The sequence below is a fragment of the Coprococcus sp. AF21-14LB genome (genome assembly GCF_003458885.1).
In the GTDB taxonomy this organism is placed as follows: domain Bacteria; phylum Bacillota; class Clostridia; order Lachnospirales; family Lachnospiraceae; genus UBA9414.
Genome location: NZ_QRVX01000015.1, coordinates 30,548 through 52,525 on the forward strand (window position 1 = coordinate 30,548; position 21,978 = coordinate 52,525).

Here is a 21,978-nt window from a genome sequence, read left to right on the forward strand (position 1 = left end):
AATGGGTGAAATTATTGTTGTAACATCAGGAAAAGGCGGTGTCGGAAAGACAACAACTACCGCAAATATCGGTGTCGGTCTGGCACAAAGTGGAAAAAAAGTTATTGTAATCGATACTGATCTTGGGCTTCGCAATCTGGATGTAGTAATGGGGCTTGAGAATCGGATTGTTTATAATCTTGTCGATGTGATTGAAGGAAAATGTCGGTTAAAGCAGGCATTGATTCATGATAAACGCTATGAAAATCTGTATCTGCTGCCATCTGCACAGACGAAAGACAAATCTGCGGTTTCTCCGGAACAAATGAAAAAGCTGACGGGAGAGTTAAAAGAAGAATATGATTATGTGCTTTTGGACTGTCCTGCCGGAATCGAGCAGGGATTTCAAAATGCGATCGCAGGTGCAGACAGAGCGCTTGTCGTAACAACGCCGGAAGTTTCGGCGATTCGAGATGCAGATCGGATCATCGGTCTTTTAGAAACAAATCAGATCCGTAAGATTGATCTGATTATCAATCGAATTCGTATTGATATGGTAAAGAGAGGGGATATGATGTCTGTCGATGATGTGAATGAGATTCTGTCTGTTCATCTGATCGGAGCGATTCCGGATGATGAGCAGGTAGTAATTGCGACAAATCAGGGAGAGTCTGTCATCGATCAGGATTCTCTGGCAGGACAGGCTTACCGGAATATCTGTAAACGAATTGGCGGAGAAGAAGTTCCGTTTTTAGATCTGGAACAAGGCGGCGGGATTTTCCAGAAACTAATGCATGCATTAAAAAGCATTAGGGAGGAAAGAAATATGAAAAAAAGAGCTTCAGTTCCAATCGCAAAAGAACGCTTGAGATCACTGCTGATTTCAGACCGGATCTGCTGTACAGAGACTGCAATGGAGCAGCTGGAAAAAGAATTATATCTGATTCTTTCCAGATATATAGAAATTACAAAAGAGGAATTTGAAGTTCAGGTAACACATACACACATACATATCAAACTTACAGGAGAAGAAATTTGAAATTAACAAAACCGTATCATTTGAAAGATTACAAATTTAATCTGGTAGTGCTTGTCATTGCAATTTCTATTATAGGAGTTCTTGCAGTTGGCAGTGCACAGAAATCTTCACAGCCAAAACAGATTTTCGGAGTGATTCTGGGTATCGTTGTTATGGTAATTGTGTCATTGATTGATTATAACTGGGTGCTGAAATTCTATTGGGTCATGTATGTCGTGAATCTGCTTCTGCTTGTTGCGGTAAGATTCTTCGGAGTTTCCGTGAACGGCGCAAAGCGTTGGCTGGATCTGGGCTTTACAAGAATTCAGCCTTCTGACTTAACAAAACTTCTTATGATTTTGTTTTTTGCTCAATTTTTGATGAAGCGTGAAGAAGTATTTAAGAATTGTAAAGGGCTTTTAAATAAGACACTCTGGGAAGGCGTTGCATTGATTCTGCCGTCTCTGGTTCTGATTTATCTACAGCCGAATCTTTCTAATACCATCTGTCTTGCAGCATTATTTTGTGCTCTTTTATATCTTGGGGGGCTGCATTATCGCTTCATCGGAACAGTACTGGTCATTGTGATTCCTATTTCAGTGATTTTTTTAAGCATTGTTGTGCAGCCGGACCAGAAACTGATTAAACCATATCAGCAGAAACGTATTCTTGCATGGCTGCATCCGGATGAATATAGAGATGGAACGGGATATCAGCAGAGCAACTCTATTATGGCGATTGGTTCCGGACAGCTGACAGGAAAGGGACTTGATAATAATACAACTACTTCTGTAAAAAATGGTAACTTTATTTCAGAGCCTCAGACGGATTTTATTTTTGCAATTATTGGAGAAGAATTAGGTTTTGTGGGTTGTTGTATCGTAATAATTTTGTTATTATTAATAGTAGTGGAATGTATTTTAATCGGACTACGGGCGCAAAATTTGGCAGGTATGATTATCTGCGGCGGCGTCGCCTCACTGATTGGGATTCAGACATTTATTAATATTAGTGTGGCAACGGGAATTTTCCCGAATACAGGTTTGTCATTACCGTTCATAAGTTACGGTCTGTCCTCTCTTATTTGTTTATATATGGGAATCGGATTTGTGCTTAATGTAGGATTGCAGCCGAAAAAATATCAATAAGGAGAGACAGAGATGAATATCGGATTAATTGCACATGATGCAAAGAAAACACTTATGCAGAATTTCTGTATCGCGTATAGGGGAATCCTAAGCAAGCACTCTCTATATGCAACCGGAACAACCGGAAGACTGATCGAGGAAGTTACGAACCTTTCTATCCATAAATATCTCGCCGGACCGCTGGGGGGAATGCAGCAGCTCGGTGCACAGATTGAGCAGAATGGAATCGATGCGCTTATATTTTTCAGGGATCCGCTGACTCCAAAGTCAAACGAACCAAATGTAAATGATGTTGTCAGATTATGTGATACTTACAATATTCCAATGGCAACCAATATTGCAACAGCGGAACTAATCATTCATGCACTTGACAGGGGAGACTTAGATTGGCGTGAAATGTATAAATAATAAAATTATCAAAATGAGTTGTATCCTTCTTTGCTGTGTCACCTGTTCAGGATGTGCTAAGCCGAAACCATCAGAAGCAATTACGGAATATGAGCTTGACACATACCGCAAAGATTTATATCGCGGATCATTATTTGCAGATGAGCTTTGTGTGACAGCTGAGAACATTGGAAATCCGTCTGTTTCAGAAGATACAATGTTACATGGAGCAGGTCTTTTCGGAGTAAATGAACAAAAGGTATTATATCTTATCGAATTCATGACCGACTTTTTCCGGCAAGCACAACAAAGATACTGACTGCATTGTTGGCACTGGAATCCGGACGCCTGGATGAGGTTGTAACGGTCAGTCAGACTGCGGTAAATGTGCCGTCAGATTCTTCAAAAGCATTTTTGCAGACAGGAGATCAATTAACGCTTCGTGATCTTTTATATGGATTAATGCTTCCATCCGGAAATGATGCAGCTGTTGCAATCGCAGAGTTTCTTAGTGGAAGTGAAGAGGCTTTTGCCCAGATGATGAATGAAAAAGCGCAATCTCTTGGAGCTACAAACTCGCACTTCGTGAATTCAAACGGATATCAGCATGAAGAACACTACACTACGGCATATGATCTGTATTTGATTTTTAATGAATGTATTAAGAATCCTGTGTTTCAGGAGATCGTTTCTGCCAGTGAATATACGGCATCGATTACTATGGCGGATGGAACGATTCGAAGTCAGATATGGAAACAGAGCAATCAATTTATAAATGGAATGTATCCCGTGCCGGCGAATGTTTCTGTTGTTGGAGGTAAGACCGGAACAACGAATGAAGCAGGTGCATGCCTGATTTTGTACAGTCAAAATGCTTCTGGCAGCCCATACATTTCTATTGTTATGGGAGCTGATACGCGGCCGGTACTGTATGCAGATATGACCTCACTGTTAGAAGCAGTACCTGCACTTTAATGACTGCATTACAAAAGAAGAGGGGAAATTCCCTCTTCTTTCTTTTATGTGTGGCGTTTATGTGTTTGACTTTTTGGAAATAGCTTACATTTCCTGAATTCGTCCAAAAAGACTAATCAGATACAGTCCGCATAATCCGACAATAGTATAGATGATTCTGGAAAGTACAGACATGTTTCCAAATAGAAAAGCCACAAGATCCAGATGAAATATACCAATTAAGAGCCAATTCACTGCACCGATAATAACAATCGTTAATGCTGTGTTATCGAACCATTTCATATGATATCCTCCTTTACTCGATAGTTATAGTATATCCCGGATGCAGTTGGTTATTCACATATAAAGGAAGTTTTTTACAATATGAATGAAAATAAATATTATCGTGTGTATTCTGAATATTTAAAAAAAATCTATCATCAGAAAGTCTATAAGCTTCCGGTAAATCTTCCAATTACCTGCCCAAATCGTCTGGGTGGACGTAAGGGATGTGCCTTTTGCGCAGAAGTCGGAACCGGATTTGAAGCAATGAATTCCAGCATCAGTGTCAGAGAACAGCTTGAAACTACGAAAGAGAAGATTCAACGCAAATATAAAGCGGAAAAATTCATTGCTTATTTTCAAAATTATACAAATACATTTATGCCGTTGGACCAATTCGAAACATATATGCGGGAAGCCGCATCCTTTCCGGATATTGTGGAACTTTCCATTTCTACCAGACCGGATTGTATTCGTGATGACTATCTTGAGCTGCTGCATAAAATTCAATTGGAATACGATGTAAGAATTACGATTGAACTTGGGCTTCAGACTGCAAATTATCATACGCTGGCTCAAATTCAAAGAGGCCATGGACTGGCAGAATATATTGACAGTGTACTAAGGATTCACCGCTATCCTTTTGAAGTATGTACTCATCTTATTTTAAATCTTCCGGGAGATACGATGCAGGATGTCATTGAAACAGCTAAGATTGTTTCTGTTCTTGGATCAGAGATAGTAAAACTGCATTCTCTTTATATTGCGCGTAACACTGTATTGTCCAAAGCATATGAAAATGGTACAATACAAATATGTTCAAAAGAAGAATATCTTGAACGATTACTTACATTTATTGCATATTTAGATCCAACGATTGTTGTGGAGAGGCTTTTTAGCCGGGTTCCGGAGGAAGAAGCCATTTTTTCGAATTGGAATACAAGTTGGTGGAAGCTAAAAGACGAGGCGCTTACACGGATGGAAGAACGGGGAATTTATCAGGGAAAAGAATTCCATTACCGTAATGGTCCGGCACTTTCTAAGATTTAATACAGGAGCATTGCCAGGTGGCTGGAAAACTGAAAGAATATTCAAATATCAGAACATTTAAAAAGAGAAACAAGCAATTTAATATCGGACTGTTAATTTTTGGAGTGATTTTTATTTATCTAATTGTGACGGTATTTACTTATCTAACGAAGAATCATGTGATTAGATATGAAGTACGGGAAGGCTCTATTTTGAAAGATAATTCATACAGTGGTCTTGTTCTTAGAGAAGAAATCATCATTCCGGCAGCGACGGGAGGTTATCTTAATTATTACGCTGCGGAAGGAAGTAAGGTTGCCGTCGGACAGAATATTTATACGATCTCAGAAGAAAAGATTCCTTATGATGAGAATGTTTCACAGTCAGAAGAGGCTGTTTTGGATCAGGAAGATACGGCACAGTTTCTTATGCAAACACAGAATTTTGTGGAGAGCTATGATCCAAATCGTTTTTCAGAAACATATAGTTTAAAGACAGGATTGGAAAGTATTTTGCAGAGCAATTCTTCTATCGGCAAACAGATGTATCTTGATTCCTTAATTCAGGGAGGAAGTATTGCCGGGTTGAGCCTGTTTCAGACGCCGGATGACGGTATCATACAGTTTTCACAAGATGGCTATGAAGGACTAACTGCAGAGCAGGTTACATTAGATCATCTGCAAAAGAAAGATTACAGTCGCCAGGAATTTATGAACAATCAGAAGGTACAAGCCGGGGATCCGGTCTGCCGGCTGATCACTTCCGAGTCATGGCAGATTGTGACGGTGTTGTCAGCAGATACTGCGAAAACCCTTCTGGAATCAGAAGCGAATACGGTAAAGCTTAAAATGCTGAAAGACAACGAAAATATTTGGGCCGGAATCCGGATTGAGAAGAAAGACGGTGCTTATTTTGCGTATCTGACATTTGATCATTCGATGATTCGCTATGCCGGCGACAGATATCTTGATTTTGAACTCATTCTGGAAGATCAGTCAGGACTTAAGATTCCAAAATCAGCAGTTGTGGAAAAGAAGTTTTATATTGTTCCGACAGAATATATTACGGAAAGCGGAAAGACAAATGAGAGCGGCGTATTGAAAGAGAAAAAGAAAAATACAACAGAATTTGTTGCGGCTGATGTCTATTATGCAAATGAAGAAGAAGGTATTTCTTATCTGGAACAGAGCTTATTTGAAAAGGGAGATGTAATTCTCGAGCCGGAATCTCAGGATACTTATGTCATTGGCAAGACGAAGACGTTAAAGGGCGTATATAATGTCAATAAAGGCTATGCAGTTTTTAAACAAATCCATGTATTGGCAGAGAGTGAAGAATATTATGTAATTCAGTCCGGAAGTGCCTACGGGTTATCTAATTATGACCAGATTGCCTTGTACGGAGACACTGTCCGGGAAAATGAAATTGTCTTAGAATAAAGGAGCGTGAGATCATGTTAGAAGAAAACTTGAAGAAAGTAGAAGCAAATATTCAGGCTGCATGTGAACGATGCGGCCGAAAACGAGAAGAAGTAACGCTGATTGCGGTCAGCAAAACAAAACCGGTTTCTATGTTAAAGGAAGTATATGACTGTGGGATAAGAGATTTTGGTGAAAATAAAGTGCAGGAGCTGACAGACAAATATGATCAGCTTCCGTCAGATATTAAGTGGCATATGATCGGTCATCTGCAGCGCAATAAAATTAAATATATTATTGGGAAAACAGCATTGATTCATTCGGTGGATTCGCTGCGCCTTGCAGAAGCAATTGAAGCAGAATCGGCAAAAAAAGGCTGTATAACAGATGTTCTTCTTGAAGTAAATGTAGCGCAAGAAGAAAGTAAATTCGGATTTTCAGCGGAAGAATTACTGAAAGAAATTGATCATTTTGCAGATTTTTCCCATATTCGCGTAAAGGGACTTATGACCATTGCACCATATGTAGAAAATCCTGAAGAAAATCGGATATATTTTGCAAAATTAAAGCAATTATCTGTTGACATCACAGCAAAAAAAGTTAATAATGTTACTATGAGTATTTTCTCAATGGGTATGACCAACGACTATGAAGTTGCGATTGAAGAAGGTGCTACAGTTGTTCGTGTAGGAACAGGCATCTTCGGTGAGAGAAATTACGACAGAACATAAGATAGGAGTGTATAAAATAACATGGGAGTATTAGATAAGTTTCTTTCCATCATGAAGTTAGATGAAGATGATTATGATGATGACGATTTCATGGATGATGACGAAGAATTTGATGATTATGATGATAAATCAAAGAAAAATGCATTTGGAAAAAAAGACAGCACAGAAGAGGAAGAAGATTACAGTGACAGTCATTCCAAATCTTCAAGAATGTCTAATAATAAAGTAACTCCGATGCGTCCAACAGCAAGAAAAAGTGCACCTAGCATGGAGGTTTGCGTGATTAAGCCGAATTCTGTAGATAATTCAAGAGATATTACAGAGACGCTGTTAGAAGGACGTACGGTCATTTTGAATCTGGAAGGACTGGATCTTGAGATTGCACAGCGGATTATTGATTTCACATCCGGAGCTGCATTTGCAATCAGTGGCAATCTTCAGAAGATTTCCAACTATATTTTCCTTGTAACACCAACGAATGTTGAAATTTCCGGGGATTTACAGGATTTACTGAACTCTTCATTTGATGTTCCTTCTATTCGTACACGTTTTTAAGGAAAGATTTATGCAAAAAGAAGAATTAATGTTACAGAAGCGCCTGATAGAGCTGTCGCGGACAGCATATCGGCGCGGTATCATTTGCTATTCAGATTTTTTGAATTTGAATGAACTAAATATTTTACATACGACACCGCACAATGAATTTGACACGATGTATTGTTCCAGCGGAGGATATATGTATTCAGAGCGTCAGATGGTTGCATTTCTACCTGATGCTTTTTCTTTGTATCCGGTAGAAGAGATCGACTTTCCGTATGAAACAATTGCAATTGTACCGCTCCAAAAGAAATTCGCAGAAGAATTGTCACATCGAGATGTGCTTGGTGCAGTTTTACATTTGGGACTGGAACGGTGTAAATTGGGTGATATTCTTGTAGAACAGGATCGGGCTATTTTATTTGCACATCGTTCCATTGCACAATACATTTGTGACAATCTAACACGGATACGTCATACAACTGTTCTGGCACAGAGGATCTTAAAAGAAGAATTTCATTATGAACCGAAATTAGAGTCGATTCGCGGAACAGTTGCCTCTGTGCGCCTGGATAGTCTGCTTGCGCTGGCATTTTCAGCGTCCAGAAGTAAATTGGCCGGGCAGATTGAAGGTGGAAAAGTGTTTGTGAATGGAAAGCTGATCACTTCAAATGGTTATCAAGTAAAAGAAGGGGACATTATTTCCGTTCGGGGACTTGGACGCTTTCGTTTCTGTGAGGCATCCGGCAGAACGAAAAAAGGACGGATCAGTGTATGCATCAATAAATATATTTAAGTAAATGTATTTCATTGTAAAACAATTTAAAGAAAGAAGTGTATTTCATGACAAATGTTTTAAAAAGGCGGTGCTATTCCCTCGGTATGCTTGCATTTCTGGCGGGGGTAGTAATGGATCAGGTTACCAAATATCTGGCTGTAGTAAATTTAAAAGATAAGGAACCTGTTATTTTGATTAAAAATGTATTTCAATTGCAATATCTGGAAAACAGAGGAGCTGCATTTGGCATATTTCAAAATCAAAAAGTGTTTTTTGTTCTCATTGGTGTTTTTATGCTGATGATCGGGATGTTCTTTTTCACGAAAATGCCATTTGAAAAACGCTACACTCCGCTGCGGTGGTGTCTTGTTTTCATTATGACGGGTGCAGTTGGAAATATGATTGATCGCGTCTGCCATAATTATGTAATTGATTTTTTATATCTTTCGCTGATTAACTTTCCGATTTTTAATGTTGCGGATATTTTTGTTACAGTAGCTACTTTTATACTCCTTTGTCTGATCCTGTTTTATTACAAAGAGGAAGATATGGATTTAATGACAGATTTACTTCTGCATAGAAAGAAAGGGACTACAAATGAATAATCTGGAAGTATTTGTTGTAGAAGAACAGTCCAATGATCGGATTGATAAGTTTTTAGCGCAGGAAATGGAGATGTATTCTCGTTCCTATATCCAGAAATTACTAAAAGACGGCCTTGTTTCTGTAAACGGCATGACTGTGAAAGCCAACTATAAAGTATCTCCGGATGATCGGATTGAAGTACAGATTCCAGAACTTCAGGAACCGGATATTGTCCCGGAAGATATTCCGTTGGATATTCTTTACGAAGACGATGATATTTTAATCGTAAATAAGCCAAAAGGAATGGTCGTTCATCCTGCAGCCGGACATTACAGTCACACCCTCGTCAATGCGGTTCTTTATCACTGTCAGGGGCATTTGTCCGGGATTAATGGAGTAATGCGTCCCGGAATCGTTCACCGGATTGATATGGATACAACAGGTTCCCTTATTGTCTGCAAAAATGACGCGGCGCATCAAAACCTGGCAGAGCAGCTCAAGGAGCATAGTATTCGCCGAATCTATCATGCGATTGTGCATGGCGTGATTAAAGAAGATTCCGGAACAATTGACGCTCCAATCGGCCGTCATCCTATTGATCGGAAAAAAATGGCTGTAAATTATAATCGTGGACGGGAAGCGGTAACACATTATAAAGTATTGAAACGTTTTGCGCAGTATACTTACATTCAATGCCAATTGGAAACAGGAAGAACACATCAGATCAGAGTACATATGGCATCAATCCATCACCCGCTTCTTGGAGATCAAGTGTATGGTCCGGCAAAATGTCCATATAAACTCCAGGGACAGACACTTCACGCAAAAATACTAGGAATTCATCATCCATCTACAGGAGAATATATGGAGTTTGATGCACCTTTACCAAAATATTTCGAGGATTTATTGCGTAAATTGTAAAAATAGTATATAATTGTCATATCATCTAAAAAGGAGAGTGGCATTATGAGTGAAATGAATACAATAATTACAATTGGAAGACAATTTGGAAGTGGTGGACACGAAATCGGAAAGAGACTTGCCGCTCACTATGGAATCGGTTTCTACGATAAAGAAATGTTGCAGCGCGCAGCCAAAGAAAGCGGTATTTGCAAAGAGCTATTTGAAAGCCATGACGAGAAGCCTACAAACAGCTTTCTGTACTCTCTCGTGATGGATACGTATTCTTATGGATTTGCATCATCTGCATATTCAGATATGCCGCTGAATCAAAAGATCTTTCTCGCACAGTTTGATACGATTAAGAAGATAGCATTAGAAGGTCCTTGTGTTCTTGTAGGACGTTGTGCAGATTATGCTTTGGAAGAATTTCCAAATCGCGTCAGTGTATTTATACATGCGGAATTAGATGCGCGTATTCAGCGGATTGCAAGGACAGAGGATTTGACAGATGCAGCTGCAAAGGATAAGATTTTAAAAGCAGATAAGAAGCGTGCAAGCTATTATAATTATTACACGAGCAAGCGTTGGGGAGATGCGTCTAGCTATGACCTCTGTCTGTCCAGTTCTAAGCTTGGAATCGACAAGACCGTAGAAGCAATTATTCGTTATGTTGACGCATTTAACGATCAAAAAACAGTAGAAGCAATTTAAGATTTGTTTTGAGTTGCCGGATCTGCCATCCGGTGTGCATTGAAACGAATCAGAAAGCTCCGACAGAGAACTCTCTTTATGTTTAAAGAAGTATTTCTGCCGGAGCTTTATTTACGCTCTGAAAAACTATTCAGTTTCTTTCTTTTGCTGGATGCGCGGGTGAAGTGTGCGCGGCGGCCAGCTGCTAATATTTCCATTTAAGATTGCGGTAAACATCCGTTCCTTTGCTCCCGGATTTTCTGTATTAATCTGGTGTAGCAGCTCTTTGGCATATTGGCGTTTGGTCAGTCCGTCAATCGGACAACGGCTGCTTGATACCGGTAACTGATATTTGCGGCTGAAACCGATAATATCCGCTTCATTAATAAACATCAATGGGCGAATCACGGTAATTTCTCTTCGATCCAGGAACGTTTTCGGAGAAAATGAATGAAAGCGGCCTTCAAAAATCATTGATAAAAGCATTGTTTCGATAATATCATCTTTATGATGCCCATATGCCACTTTATTGCATCCAAGTTTTAATATTTCTTCATTTAGGGCGCCTTTACGCATTTTTGCACAGAGCGAACAAGGATTCGTCTCTTTACGTTCTTCGAACAGGATATGTGCGATATCTGTTTTTACTACATGATAAGGCACATGAAGTTCTTCACAAAGCTTTGCAATGGGTTCTGTACTAAACTTCTCATAGCCTAAATCTACGGTTATTGCACTTAGTTTAAAATGATTCGGATAGAATCTTTGAAGCCCCTGCAGTGCATAGAGAAGAGCCAGACTATCTTTTCCGCCGGAAATACCAACAGCAATATGGTCACCTTCCTGAATCATTTCATATTCATCAACTGCTTTTCGTGTCAAGCTTAATAATTGTTGTAGTTTCATCTGTATTCCTGCCTTTACTATCAATACTAAATACTATTAATCATCGTTATGTTAGCTTATTTTCTGCGGAAATGCAACACTTTTCTGAGACGATTCTTGTGTGAAGCCAGTAGGTTTGCTATAATAAAAAAATAACAAATAGGAACTTTAGGAGGAAATGATTATGAAATTTGTAATTCAGCGTGTGACACATGCTTCGGTAACAGTAGAAGGGAAGATGATAGGAAAAATCAATAAAGGATTTCTTGTTTTAATCGGTGTGACACATGATGATACAAAAGAAATTGCAGATAAAATGGTAAAAAAGATGACAGGGCTTCGCATTTTTGAAGACGAACAGGGAAAAACAAACTTATCTCTTGCCGATGTTGATGGAGAACTTCTCCTTGTCTCTCAATTTACACTTTATGCAAATTGTAAACGGGGATATCGTCCGGGCTTTACAGATGCAGGAGCTCCGGATATGGCAAATGCGATGTATCAGTATATTATTTCAGAATGTAAAAAAGTTATTCCGGTTGTCCAGACAGGAGAATTTGGCGCCGATATGAAAGTGGATTTATTGAATGACGGACCATTTACAATCATTCTGGATTCTAAAGAATTATAATGCTAAGCTGAAGGAAACAAAAAAGCAGATGTCTATTGCGTCATGCATTGTTGTGCATGTATTGATACAAATGTGTGAATACACATAAAAGATGGTGGAGTTATGAAAATTTCAAAAAAACGTAAGATAACAGGATGTATTTTGCTTGGACTCGCATTTTTATGCGAAATACTTACATGGACAGATATTTTTTTGCTGAAGTATTATCAGATCACATATAGAATCCCATGGCTTAGAAGTCTTTTAGCTGCGCTGGCGTTTGCACTTCTTGCGGCAGGCTGCCTTGTTTTTTACTGGGTGTCGGAACGGCCGTGGAGAAATATGTGGATCTTATTTGCCGGAGCCGGATTGACTACATTTATACTGGGAGGCTTTTTTACTGATGACCTGAAAATCCAAGTGTCGTATGAGCTATCCTCCTCACTCGATGATCCGAAGACCATCACCTGGCGTGATCCGGTGCATGATACGACTATGATCTGGCATCCTTATAAACATTTTTTTGTAAAACAGCAGCCATTTCCAAAAGATCCTGTATTAAACGAAGAGATCTCTTCTTTAGATGAGCAACGGCTTGATGCGGATTCAGAGATTGTCTGTCAGATGCAGCAATTGCTGGCAGCGGATCCAACGCTGGAAACACTGGAGAGTACTATTTCCGGAAGCTTTCGGATAGCCGGAAGCTATTCTGATAGAAACTGGTTGATCAAGAATAGTTTGGAACGCTATGCGTTATCCCGACGTACAGACGGAGCAGATCGTTATATTCAATTAGAGACAGTGAAAATTACAGCGGGAACAGATATCGATTTTCTTGCACAGGTTACGTTTACAGAGCAATATACAGTTCCGGCGGTCAATGGCCAGCCGCTTTTGGCAGAAGATACTTCTGTTTGTTTGAATTTTAGAATTATGCAAGGACAAGACTGTTATGCTGTATATCCGTTCACTGAGGAACAAAATGGAATGTACAGCCTGGAAATGATTGCGGAACCAGAAACACTGGCATTTTCTGAAAATGATATGTACCATATCTTTATGCCGGGAGATTATGTCGCTGCTGGGTTTTCTGCATTGGAATATGATCCCCGAAATGCTGTGCAGATATTATTTGCTTCACATTTTCAGAGTGCTTATCCGGAAGCTTTTTTTTTAACAGACAATCCACAAATTGGTTATTGGCTTGGAGGACAACAGCATTTGTTATTTGATGGTATGACAAATGATCGACAGTACTTAAGATTTTGGCATTATGACGGGGCATCAGGCTACCCGGTTACGATTTCATATTATTTAATGCCGCTTGGCTCTAATGAAGTGATACAGAATACCCCATAAGACTAGAGCAACAGGAGTGAGTAATTATGAACGAGATTACTACAAATACATCAGAAGAATATCTTTTTTTCGTACTTTCAAAATTACAGAAGAGAATTCAGGAATTGGATCAGAAGATTGCCGATGGTCAGAAAGATATTGACCGTATGCATGACTATTATTGGGAAAGCTATACAGAAATGGATGAATATGGCTACGAGAATTATGATAATCAGCAAGCATTATTTCAACAGATGAATAGTACGAGAGAGCAGCGGCTTTTTCGACGGCGTCTTCGCAAAATGCTAGATTCCCCTTATTTTGGGAGAGTAGATTTTCAATATGACGGTGAGGATGATGCAGAAGCCTTTTATATCGGGATTGCCAGTTTTTCAGAGGGAAGTGGACAGATTCCATTAATCTATGACTGGCGTGCTCCGGTCAGCAGTTTATTCTATGATTATGATAAAGGACCGGCATCCTATCTGGCACCTGGTGGAAAAATGAGTGGTGAAGTAGTTTCAAAATGGCAGTACAAAATCCGAAATAGTAAGCTGATCTATGCATTTGAAAGTGATATTAAAATAGACGATGATATTTTAAAAGCAGAGCTTGGAATGAATGGAGACATTCATCTGAAAATATTATCAGAACAATCCAAAAAGAACAAAATGAAATTATTAGAAATACGAAAGATCGAATTATGATTATTCAAGGAGCTGCCGGAAGTGGAAAAACTTCGATTGCACTTCATAGAATAGCGTATTTACTTTATCATGATCGCAAACACTTGAAATCTTCCAATATTTTAATCTTATCTCCAAACACAGTGTTTTCAGACTATATTTCTCAAATTTTGCCGGAATTGGGAGAAGAACCAATTCAGGAAATGAGTTTTGATCTTTTTGCTTATCGAGAGCTTCTGCCGTATATCAATGATTGTGAGGATCAGTATGATCTTCTGGAACAACAGCTTTTTGCACCAGAAGCCGGTTCTAAATTTCACGAAAAACAATCTGCTGATTTTATCGGTATGATGGAAGGGTATTTCGCTATTTTAGAAGATAGTCTTGTTCAATTTCATAAAATTCACTGGAAAGGCTATGAAAAAAGCGAATATGAATTGATTCACCTGTTTTATGATAAATTTACTCAGATCCCATTACTATCAAGAATGGATTCTGTTATGGAATATGTAATAGATGAATATGAAACATTACGTGGAAAAGATCTGACGGAAGAAGAGCGGGCAGTCATTACAGAAGAATTTCAAAAAATGTATGAAACAAAAGATCTCTATGTAATCTATTCTCAATTTTTAGAGATGTTTGGCTTTGAACCACTTCCGGAACTTCCTCAGAAAGAACGTTTTCTCCGATATGAGGATGTATTTCCGATGCTGTATATGAAATATCGTCTTTGCAGCGTTCGTCAGCATAAACACATTAAACACCTTGTTGTCGATGAAATGCAGGATTACTCATATCTGCAGTACTGTATCCTTGAAACGATGTTTTCCTGCCGTATGACAATTCTTGGCGATAAAGCACAGACAATGGATGAAGAACAGCAGGATGTACTTCAGTTTCTTCCTAAAATATATGGAAGACAGATTCGGAAAATTGTTCTAAACAAAAGTTATCGAAACACAGTAGAAATTACTGAATATGCAAATCGTCTTATTGGATTATCCGGTATCAGTGTTTTTCAGCGACATGGAACGCCGATAAAAGAAGCAATATTTCACAGTAGAGTGGAAGCACTGCAATCTTGTCTGGAATATCTCTATCCGGATTCTAAGGAAGTATTAGTCAACGGATATGAAACAGCAGCAATCCTTACAAAAACAGAGAGAGAAGCTCTCTGGATTTATGAGCATCTGAAAGAATATGCTGCAGTAACATATCTTGATCGAAACAGCAGTTCATTTCAAAAAGGCCTTACTGTCACGACATTTTATCTTGCAAAAGGACTGGAATTTGACTGTGTTTGTTCCTGGCAGCAAGAAATTCCAAATCAGAAACTGGCACGACAGGCAGAATATATCTGTGCAACAAGAGCATTACATGAACTTTCCATATTGCATATAGAAAATTAGCGAATGAATTATTTTTGTGAAAACCAATAAGTAATCTAGCAGATAAAGCTAAAGTCAGGTTATTCTTCCCGGAGTTTTACGGCACTGGCAGCCTGCCTGCGACGAAGATCGTCTATGGCTGCATAGTGTTTCCGGGTTGTATTAACATCTTTATGCCCTAATACATCTGCTACAAGATAAATATCTCCTGTTTCTTTATAGAGAGAAGTACCATATGTACTGCGCAGCTTATGCGGTGTAATTTTTTTATTTGGAGTTACTTGTCGCGCATATTTCTTTACCATATTCTCAACTGCCTGCACACCCATGCGTTTTCGCTGAGTAGATAAGAAGAGGGCTTCTTCATTTCCCGGAAGAGGATTCTGGAGTTTTCGATCATGCTCGAGATAATTAAGAAGAGCTTTTTCAACTTCACGTCCAAAATAGACAACCATCTCGTTTCCGCCTTTTCTAGTTACTTTTACTCCGTTATTTTTAAAATCAATGTCATCCAGATCAAGACCGACACATTCAGAAACACGAATTCCTGTTCCGAGCAGGAGAGTAAGAATGGCAAGGTCTCTTTCTTTTGTCTTTTCATAATATACTTTTTTCTGACCGGTTAGTGTTGCTCCGCAATTCTCAACATAGTCAAGTAAAATTGCAACTTCATCGGTATCCAGACGCACAATAGCTTTTTCATGTATCTTTGGCATATCTACAAAATCTGTTGGATTCTTTGTGATTACTTGATGACGGTAATAATAGGTATAAAAACTTCTTAATGCTGAAAGCTTTCTTGCAATCCCTTTTTCGCTGTTGGTAATTTGTTTATCATCGTCAGAGTGATAAACCTTCAGATATTCCAGATATTCTTCCAGATCAACCGGTTCAACACGTTCTAAATCAGCGGGTTGGAACTGATTGAGTGTATAGTTGCGATAAACAGGGTTATTCTCCATGAGAAACCGGAAAAAGACACGGATATCGTAAGCATAAGAAATTCTTGTCTTTGCGGAAGTAGTCGGTTCAATCGCTCGAAAATAATCTTTTACAAAAGGCGGCATTGTTTGAAGAACTTCACGCAGCCGCAGCGTATTGTCAATAAAAGCCTGTTCATGGTATGTTCTAATGTCTTTCGCCATAGTAGTAAACCCTTTCTGAATATCTTAAAATTAATAAATCTAAAGAGATTGTACCATGAATAATCAATTTAGTCTATATCTATTTGATAAATCTGTATTTGTCGTATAGATATACTTCTCTCAATGAAGAGACAAATATCAATAATGAAACACAAAATTCATTCAACCAACTCTTTTCCAAGAATTCGATTCAGTCACATGATATGTATTATTTATATGGTATATGGCAAAAAGCTATTGCATAAGCGCAGATGCTGTATAGATATCTTCTGAGTGTTCCTCTGCATAATATGGAATAATAAGTTTTTGATCAGCATACAGCGTAGAACAATCCATCTGATTAATTTGAATGACTTCATCGATATATTCCTGATACGAATCATATTCTGTTGAAGCATAACGATCCGCAATAGTCCATAGTGTTTCTCCAGGAGCAACTTCAATACATTTATAATACTTATTGTTTGTGTTCTTTTCGCTAGAATCATGTGCACTTGCAAAAGCGCTTCCAAGCAATAAGGTACAACTGATTACAATTAACATACAAATAACCATGAATAAGCGCTTTGCACGTATTCTTATGACAGAGGATCTCCGTCTGTGATTATGGTTCGTTTGATTATTTGGATTGTGATGATGATAATTGCTCTTATGTTTCATAATACATTCCCCTCCTGCTCTTCTTGTAGAACTCTTAATGGATTATAACTTATCTTTCTTATCAATCAGAACGAATGTTCGTTTATGCTCGCATTATAATATACGAACAAACGTTTGTCAAGACATTTCAAACATTTGTTTGCTTTTTCAAATTATCTATGATAAACTAAATTTAAATTAGTTGTGCCATATTCAGGAGGAATTACTATGTCAAATGGAAATATCAGCAAAAAACAGTCCGAAATTTTAGAATATATAAAAGAACAGATTTTAGAAAGAGGTTTTCCACCGGCAGTACGTGAGATTTGTGAAGCCGTGAATTTGAAGTCTACCTCTTCTGTTCATTCACATTTAGAGACACTTGAAAAGAATGGTTATATCCGTCGAGATCCAACAAAGCCGCGCGCGATCGAAATTCTTGATGAGAACTTTAATCTGTCACGCCGGGAAATGGTTCAGGTTCCAATTGTTGGACGGGTTGCGGCTGGAGAACCAATCCTTGCAGAACAGAATATTACAGATTATTTCCCTATTCCTGTGGAATTTATGCCGAATAAGAATACTTATATGCTGAAAGTATCAGGTGAAAGTATGATTAATGCCGGTATTTTGGATGGTGATTTTGTACTGGTTCAAAAGGAATGTACAGCGGCCAATGGAGATATGGTTGTAGCTATGGTTGATGACAGCGCTACTGTTAAGCGTTTTTATAAAGAAGAAGGTATTTATCGACTTCAGCCGGAGAACGATCACATGGATCCGATTATTGTGGATCATGTTGAAATTTTAGGTAAAGTAATCGGTGTCTTCCGTTTTATGCGTTAATCGGGAGGCAGTATTAGTATGAAACATCCACTTTCTCAAGAAGAAAAGTTTAAAATGATGACAGATGATCCTCTTCCATCGGTTATTATCCGACTGGCGATCCCGACGATAATTAGTATGCTTGTTACGGCATTTTATAATATGGCGGATACGTTTTTTGTCGGGCAGATCAGCACGAGCGCTACCGCTGCAGTCGGAGTTGCATTTCCTGTTATGGCTGTAATACAGGCAGCCGGATTTTTTTGTGGTCATGGATCTGGGAATTCCATGTCAAGAAAATTAGGAGCCAAAGATCATGAAGCAGCGGAACAGCTTGCAGCAATCGGTTTTTATCTTGCTATTTTTGTAGGATTTATCATTACAATTGTGGGACTGATTTTTTTGAAACCACTCTCTCTTCTGCTTGGCTCTACGGAAACGATTCTTCCCCATACGGAAGCGTATCTTGGAATTATTCTGCTTGGAGCACCGTATATGACAGCGCAATTTGTTCTGAATAATCAGCTTCGGTTTCAGGGGAATGCTTTCTATGCAATGCTCGGGATTGCTTCTGGTGCTGTCATTAATATTGTACTGGATCCGATTTTTATTTTTGGATTGAATATGGGCGTTGCCGGTGCAGCCCTTGCTACGATCATTAGCCAGCTTATCAGCTTCATTTTGCTGTTGGCAGGTATTCGGATTTCTACTTGCATACCGATTCGTTTGAAGAATCTAAAGCATATCAAAGAACATTTACTTACGATTGCCGGCGGCGGTCTTCCATCACTATTTCGTCAAGGACTTGCAAGTATCGCAACGCTGGCGTTAAACTTATCTGCAAATCCATTTGGCGATGCAGCCATTGCCGCAATGTCTATTGTTGGAAGAATTACCATGTTTGCAAATTCTGCCCTGATTGGCTTTGGTCAGGGATTTCAACCGGTATGCGGTTATAATTATGGTGCGGGGCGGTATAAGCGCGTACAGGAGGCGTTTTGGTTCTGTGTAAAGGTCGCTACTGGCGGTCTTATTATCTTCTCTGTACTTGGGATCGTGTTTGCAGAACCGCTTGTCACAATTTTCCGAAAGGACGATCCTATTGTGATTTCCATTGGCAGCACAGCGCTTCGGATGCAGTGTGTGACATTTACTTTAGGCGGATGGGTTTTAATGAATAATATGTTGATGCAGACAATCGGCAAAACAATGCGCGCCTCTCTCTTGGCGGCTGCAAGACAGGGATTATTCTTTCTTCCGATGATTCTTGTTCTGCCTTATTTTCTCCAGTTAACAGGAATTCAGCTTGCTCAGCCTGTTGCTGATGTATTTGCTTTTTTCCTGGCAGTGATACTAAATCGCAGAACCATGAAGGAACTAGCACATCCCACGGAATTCAAATAAGTTATATAATATTACAAAAAACTGCAGAACATTCCTCTTCTGCAGTTTTTCTTATTTATCACTGATTACGTTTGCTATGATATATGATGAAACAGGTACTGCCAGCAGACATGCGGTCATACCGGCCGCCATCATGGCAAGACCTTGAAATAAAAGCTTTGAGTTTAAAATCATTTCCCAATTATATTTCATATTCACCAGATAAGAAAATAGTAAAATAGATTCTCCAAAGTATGCGAATAAAAGTGTATTTGCGGTTGTTCCGATAATATCCTTTCCCACTTGGATTCCAGATAAAATATATTCTTTTCTGGATAATTCTTGTTTATGAAGAGAAACTTCGTATACTGCTGACGTTACAGAAAGCGCTGTATCCATAATAGCTCCAAGTGCACTTAAAATAACAACTCCTACAGCAATTTTCTGTATAGGAATCTGAATATCCAATGTATAATAAAACGCTACATCTTCTTGGACAGATTGAATTTCATTTAATCCACCAGCATTAGTAATGTGCACAATTACTGCAATGGCTACTGAAAGAACAAGCATAATCCCTGCCACACTTACAAATGCGGACCAGGTTTTCTGATTGTTTCCATTTTGTCGGATTAATGTAATATAACTGATTAGTACTGCGGCAAGAAAAACAATGGGAAAAATCGGCATTCCGTTTGCCAAAAGAATGAGCGTAACTGCTAATACACAAACATTTCCGGCTAGCGTTGTTACAACGATAGCGCCACGCTCTCCTCCTACGAAGAAGAGAAAAATACATAATACAAGAATGAGTACTAATATCATCATCTTCTCTCCCTTCGAACAGCCAATTTAAAAAATCCTGAGGAAACTGCAATAGAAATCGGGATTGCAGCAACAATTCCTATACTTTCAATCAAGAATCTGGAAATTTCAAATGGAATATATTGTTTAATGTTAGTAATGAACGGAACATCATTGTTCATTCGGATTAAAAAAGATGGAATTAACCCTGCGGCAAAGGTAAATAATAATACACTGATCATTGTCCCCATAATGTCATATCCAATTTCCCGTCCGGAATGAAATAATTTGCGAAGAGAAATATCAGGTTTTTTCCGAATCAGTTCTTCCATAGCAGAGGTTAATGTAACAGCGACATCCATAATGGCGCCAAGACCGGCAAACATTACTTCTGCTATAAAGAGATGTTCCGGATTTTCTGTACTTCCAAGATATTCCATCATTCCATAATCAAATGGTTCAGTGGTATTTAAAGTAACAAAAAAGATCATCATGATTAGGGAAAATACAAAGAACGTGGATAAAATTGCCGCTACTGTTTTGCGATGGAAACCATTCAAAATCAGCATAGTTACAATGGTAAAAATGATAACAAGCAAATTACACAGTGGCAAAAGATCATATCCGCCTAAAAACAAGAAAAATCCGAGAATATAAATAGCTCCGTTTACGATAAGGGAAATGCAAGTACGAATCCCCTGCTTGCCTGTGAAAAGAATCAGCAGTACGATGATTCCGCCAAACAGCATTGCCAAATAGAAATCTCGTTTCTGAGTTTTAATTGCTGCAACTGGTTTTCCATTGCTGCTTTCTAATAAAACGCGATTACCTTTATGATATTTTTGATCAATTATACGAGAGGTAGTATATTCATTTCTAATTGTCAGTATCTTTCCCTTTTGACTGCCATTTAAGATTTTGACTTTTAAATTCTGCAAATAGTAGATTTCTTTTCCGCCACGGACAGCAGGCATTTCTGCAATTTTCTTTTCTGTAACTTGTGTAATCTTTGCAATCGGAGTTTTATAAAGCCATGCATCATTTGCTACAAATATCAAAAATAACAAATAGAAAATGATACTGTAAATATATTTTTTTGACATAGTTTTCACCTCAATAAACCTATGTCATTTATGATAGCATACATCTACTGACACTGCAACTAATCAAAACGGCAAGCTCAATGGATCCAAGCCCAGATACATTTGACAATATAATGAAAAGAAGAAAAGAAAATACAGACAAAAACAGTTTCTGTTAGTATTTCAAACAGTTGCTGTATTTTATCTGTATTCCTATGTAGATTTGATTATTTATTTGATACATCGCAGTTTTTAAGAATATTTTAAATAGGATTGAATCATATCATCTATAGAATTTTCAAATGACTTTGAGACTAATAAAAGATATTTTTCTCGAAAAGGAGGCATACCTTCTTTAATCCAACGCATTGTATTTCCTACAATGGCATCGGTATAAAATCCTGTAAGATAATGAATTCCTTCATCTGATAATTTATAAGAATCAGCGGCTTCTATTACAAAATATTCTATAAAAATCCAAGTAACTTTCTCCATATATTGCTGAATCAGCTCTTTATCTTTTGAATGGTATATGTGTTCCATTGCTCGTTTATTATTTAAGATAAATTCAGCAGCTCGAACATATTCATCATAAAAAGAAGATTTTTCTCTAGCTTCATTACAATAATCATCAAATTTCTGTTTAAATACCGCATGAAGCAAGTCATAGATATCTTCAAAATAATAGTAAAATGTATTTCGATTTACTTCTGCTTTTTCAATGATATCTTTAACGGTTAATTTGTCTAAA

At 38.3% G+C, this 21,978-nt stretch carries 24 protein-coding genes and 2 pseudogenes; 19 read left to right on the forward strand and 7 right to left on the reverse strand.

Annotation, left to right across the window (positions count from 1 at the left end; translation table 11 throughout):
- Nucleotide 1 precedes the first annotated feature (1 nt).
- The 6 genes and pseudogenes from minD to DWX73_RS05630 all read left to right on the forward strand — a co-directional run.
- Nucleotides 2–784: pseudogene (gene minD / locus DWX73_RS05615) on the forward strand (septum site-determining protein MinD); the annotation flags it as partial.
- 21 nt (nt 785–805) lie between these two features.
- Nucleotides 806–1,018, forward strand: a complete 213-nt coding sequence (locus tag DWX73_RS15490; protein ID WP_213049413.1) for a cell division topological specificity factor MinE — start codon at nt 806–808, stop codon at nt 1,016–1,018.
- Nucleotides 1,015–2,145 carry an FtsW/RodA/SpoVE family cell cycle protein gene (locus DWX73_RS05620; protein ID WP_118347676.1) on the forward strand — a complete coding sequence of 377 codons (1,131 nt, stop codon included), beginning with the start codon at nt 1,015–1,017 and terminating at the stop codon, nt 2,143–2,145. Before DWX73_RS15490 ends, DWX73_RS05620 begins: the two co-directional genes overlap by 4 nt.
- Nucleotides 2,146–2,157: 12 nt before the next feature.
- Entirely contained in the window at nt 2,158–2,553 is a 396-nt protein-coding gene (locus DWX73_RS05625) for a methylglyoxal synthase (protein ID WP_118347678.1), read from the forward strand.
- A complete protein-coding gene (locus DWX73_RS13905; protein ID WP_242996644.1) occupies nt 2,537–2,851 on the forward strand; it encodes a hypothetical protein in 315 nt (104 codons plus the stop codon). The genes DWX73_RS05625 and DWX73_RS13905 overlap by 17 nt, the downstream gene beginning before the upstream one ends.
- Before the next feature lie 5 nt (nt 2,852–2,856).
- Complete coding sequence (locus tag DWX73_RS05630) at nt 2,857–3,507, forward strand: D-alanyl-D-alanine carboxypeptidase family protein (RefSeq protein WP_242996646.1); 651 nt, start codon at nt 2,857–2,859, stop codon at nt 3,505–3,507.
- Nucleotides 3,508–3,591: 84 nt separating this feature from the next.
- On the opposite strand, the gene DWX73_RS05635 is transcribed toward DWX73_RS05630, so the two are convergent.
- Complete coding sequence (locus tag DWX73_RS05635; RefSeq protein ID WP_118347680.1) at nt 3,592–3,789, reverse strand: DUF378 domain-containing protein; 198 nt, start codon at nt 3,787–3,789, stop codon at nt 3,592–3,594.
- A gap of 81 nt (nt 3,790–3,870) precedes the next feature.
- Between DWX73_RS05635 and DWX73_RS05640 the strand changes: the two genes are divergently transcribed.
- From DWX73_RS05640 to DWX73_RS05675, 8 genes are read left to right on the forward strand one after another with little or no spacing between them, the layout of a single operon-like run.
- Complete coding sequence (locus DWX73_RS05640) at nt 3,871–4,818, forward strand: TIGR01212 family radical SAM protein (RefSeq protein ID WP_118347682.1); 948 nt, start codon at nt 3,871–3,873, stop codon at nt 4,816–4,818.
- A gap of 17 nt (nt 4,819–4,835) precedes the next feature.
- Entirely contained in the window at nt 4,836–6,236 is a 1,401-nt protein-coding gene (locus tag DWX73_RS05645) for an HlyD family efflux transporter periplasmic adaptor subunit (protein ID WP_118347684.1), read from the forward strand.
- A gap of 14 nt (nt 6,237–6,250) precedes the next feature.
- Nucleotides 6,251–6,946, forward strand: a complete 696-nt coding sequence (locus tag DWX73_RS05650; RefSeq protein ID WP_118347686.1) for a YggS family pyridoxal phosphate-dependent enzyme — start codon at nt 6,251–6,253, stop codon at nt 6,944–6,946.
- Between the two features lie 21 nt (nt 6,947–6,967).
- Entirely contained in the window at nt 6,968–7,501 is a 534-nt protein-coding gene (locus tag DWX73_RS05655; RefSeq protein ID WP_118347688.1) for a cell division protein SepF, read from the forward strand.
- A gap of 10 nt (nt 7,502–7,511) precedes the next feature.
- On the forward strand, nt 7,512–8,279 hold the full coding sequence (locus DWX73_RS05660; RefSeq protein ID WP_118347690.1) for a YlmH family RNA-binding protein: 768 nt from the start codon (nt 7,512–7,514) through the stop codon (nt 8,277–8,279).
- A 47-nt stretch (nt 8,280–8,326) separates the two neighbouring features.
- Nucleotides 8,327–8,866: a signal peptidase II gene (lspA, locus tag DWX73_RS05665; protein ID WP_118347692.1), complete on the forward strand. Its 540-nt coding sequence runs from the start codon at nt 8,327–8,329 to the stop codon at nt 8,864–8,866.
- Nucleotides 8,859–9,767 carry an RluA family pseudouridine synthase gene (locus DWX73_RS05670; protein WP_118347694.1) on the forward strand — a complete coding sequence of 303 codons (909 nt, stop codon included), beginning with the start codon at nt 8,859–8,861 and terminating at the stop codon, nt 9,765–9,767. Before lspA ends, DWX73_RS05670 begins: the two co-directional genes overlap by 8 nt.
- 45 nt (nt 9,768–9,812) lie before the next feature.
- Nucleotides 9,813–10,460 carry a cytidylate kinase-like family protein gene (locus tag DWX73_RS05675; RefSeq protein ID WP_118347696.1) on the forward strand — a complete coding sequence of 216 codons (648 nt, stop codon included), beginning with the start codon at nt 9,813–9,815 and terminating at the stop codon, nt 10,458–10,460.
- A 126-nt stretch (nt 10,461–10,586) separates the two neighbouring features.
- Here DWX73_RS05675 and DWX73_RS05680 read toward each other — a convergent pair whose 3' ends face one another.
- Entirely contained in the window at nt 10,587–11,345 is a 759-nt protein-coding gene (locus DWX73_RS05680) for a tRNA 2-thiocytidine biosynthesis TtcA family protein (RefSeq protein WP_118347698.1), read from the reverse strand.
- A gap of 163 nt (nt 11,346–11,508) precedes the next feature.
- Between DWX73_RS05680 and dtd the strand changes: the two genes are divergently transcribed.
- From dtd to DWX73_RS05695, 3 genes and pseudogenes are all read left to right on the forward strand, one after another.
- Nucleotides 11,509–11,955: a D-aminoacyl-tRNA deacylase gene (gene dtd, locus DWX73_RS05685; RefSeq protein WP_118347700.1), complete on the forward strand. Its 447-nt coding sequence runs from the start codon at nt 11,509–11,511 to the stop codon at nt 11,953–11,955.
- A gap of 102 nt (nt 11,956–12,057) precedes the next feature.
- Nucleotides 12,058–13,293: a hypothetical protein gene (locus tag DWX73_RS05690; RefSeq protein ID WP_118347702.1), complete on the forward strand. Its 1,236-nt coding sequence runs from the start codon at nt 12,058–12,060 to the stop codon at nt 13,291–13,293.
- 26 nt (nt 13,294–13,319) lie between these two features.
- Nucleotides 13,320–15,370, forward strand: a pseudogene (locus DWX73_RS05695) (HelD family protein).
- 59 nt (nt 15,371–15,429) lie between these two features.
- On the opposite strand, the gene DWX73_RS05700 reads toward DWX73_RS05695, so the two are convergent.
- Together DWX73_RS05700 and DWX73_RS05705 are read right to left on the reverse strand one after the other, a co-directional pair.
- The gene (locus tag DWX73_RS05700; RefSeq protein ID WP_118347704.1) at nt 15,430–16,494 is read right to left on the reverse strand and encodes a tyrosine-type recombinase/integrase; all 1,065 of its coding nucleotides are present in this window, start codon (nt 16,492–16,494) and stop codon (nt 15,430–15,432) included.
- A 234-nt stretch (nt 16,495–16,728) separates the two neighbouring features.
- A complete protein-coding gene (locus DWX73_RS05705; protein WP_118347706.1) occupies nt 16,729–17,154 on the reverse strand; it encodes a LysM peptidoglycan-binding domain-containing protein in 426 nt (141 codons plus the stop codon).
- A gap of 207 nt (nt 17,155–17,361) precedes the next feature.
- Here DWX73_RS05705 and lexA point away from each other — a divergent pair, with 207 nt between their 5' ends.
- Together lexA and DWX73_RS05715 are read left to right on the forward strand one after the other, a co-directional pair.
- Nucleotides 17,362–17,979, forward strand: a complete 618-nt coding sequence (gene lexA, locus DWX73_RS05710; RefSeq protein WP_118347708.1) for a transcriptional repressor LexA — start codon at nt 17,362–17,364, stop codon at nt 17,977–17,979.
- 18 nt (nt 17,980–17,997) lie between these two features.
- Nucleotides 17,998–19,362 (forward strand): MATE family efflux transporter, encoded by a 1,365-nt coding sequence (locus DWX73_RS05715; protein WP_118347710.1) that lies wholly within the window; start codon nt 17,998–18,000, stop codon nt 19,360–19,362.
- Between the two features lie 51 nt (nt 19,363–19,413).
- Here DWX73_RS05715 and DWX73_RS05720 read toward each other — a convergent pair whose 3' ends face one another.
- The 3 genes from DWX73_RS05720 to DWX73_RS05730 all read right to left on the reverse strand — a co-directional run.
- Nucleotides 19,414–20,169, reverse strand: a complete 756-nt coding sequence (locus DWX73_RS05720) for a YibE/F family protein (protein WP_118347712.1) — start codon at nt 20,167–20,169, stop codon at nt 19,414–19,416.
- Complete coding sequence (locus tag DWX73_RS05725; protein ID WP_118347714.1) at nt 20,166–21,248, reverse strand: YibE/F family protein; 1,083 nt, start codon at nt 21,246–21,248, stop codon at nt 20,166–20,168. The genes DWX73_RS05720 and DWX73_RS05725 overlap by 4 nt, the downstream gene beginning before the upstream one ends.
- A gap of 231 nt (nt 21,249–21,479) precedes the next feature.
- Nucleotides 21,480–21,978: TetR/AcrR family transcriptional regulator (locus tag DWX73_RS05730; protein WP_147334774.1), on the reverse strand; the 499-nt coding region annotated here is incomplete at its 5' end.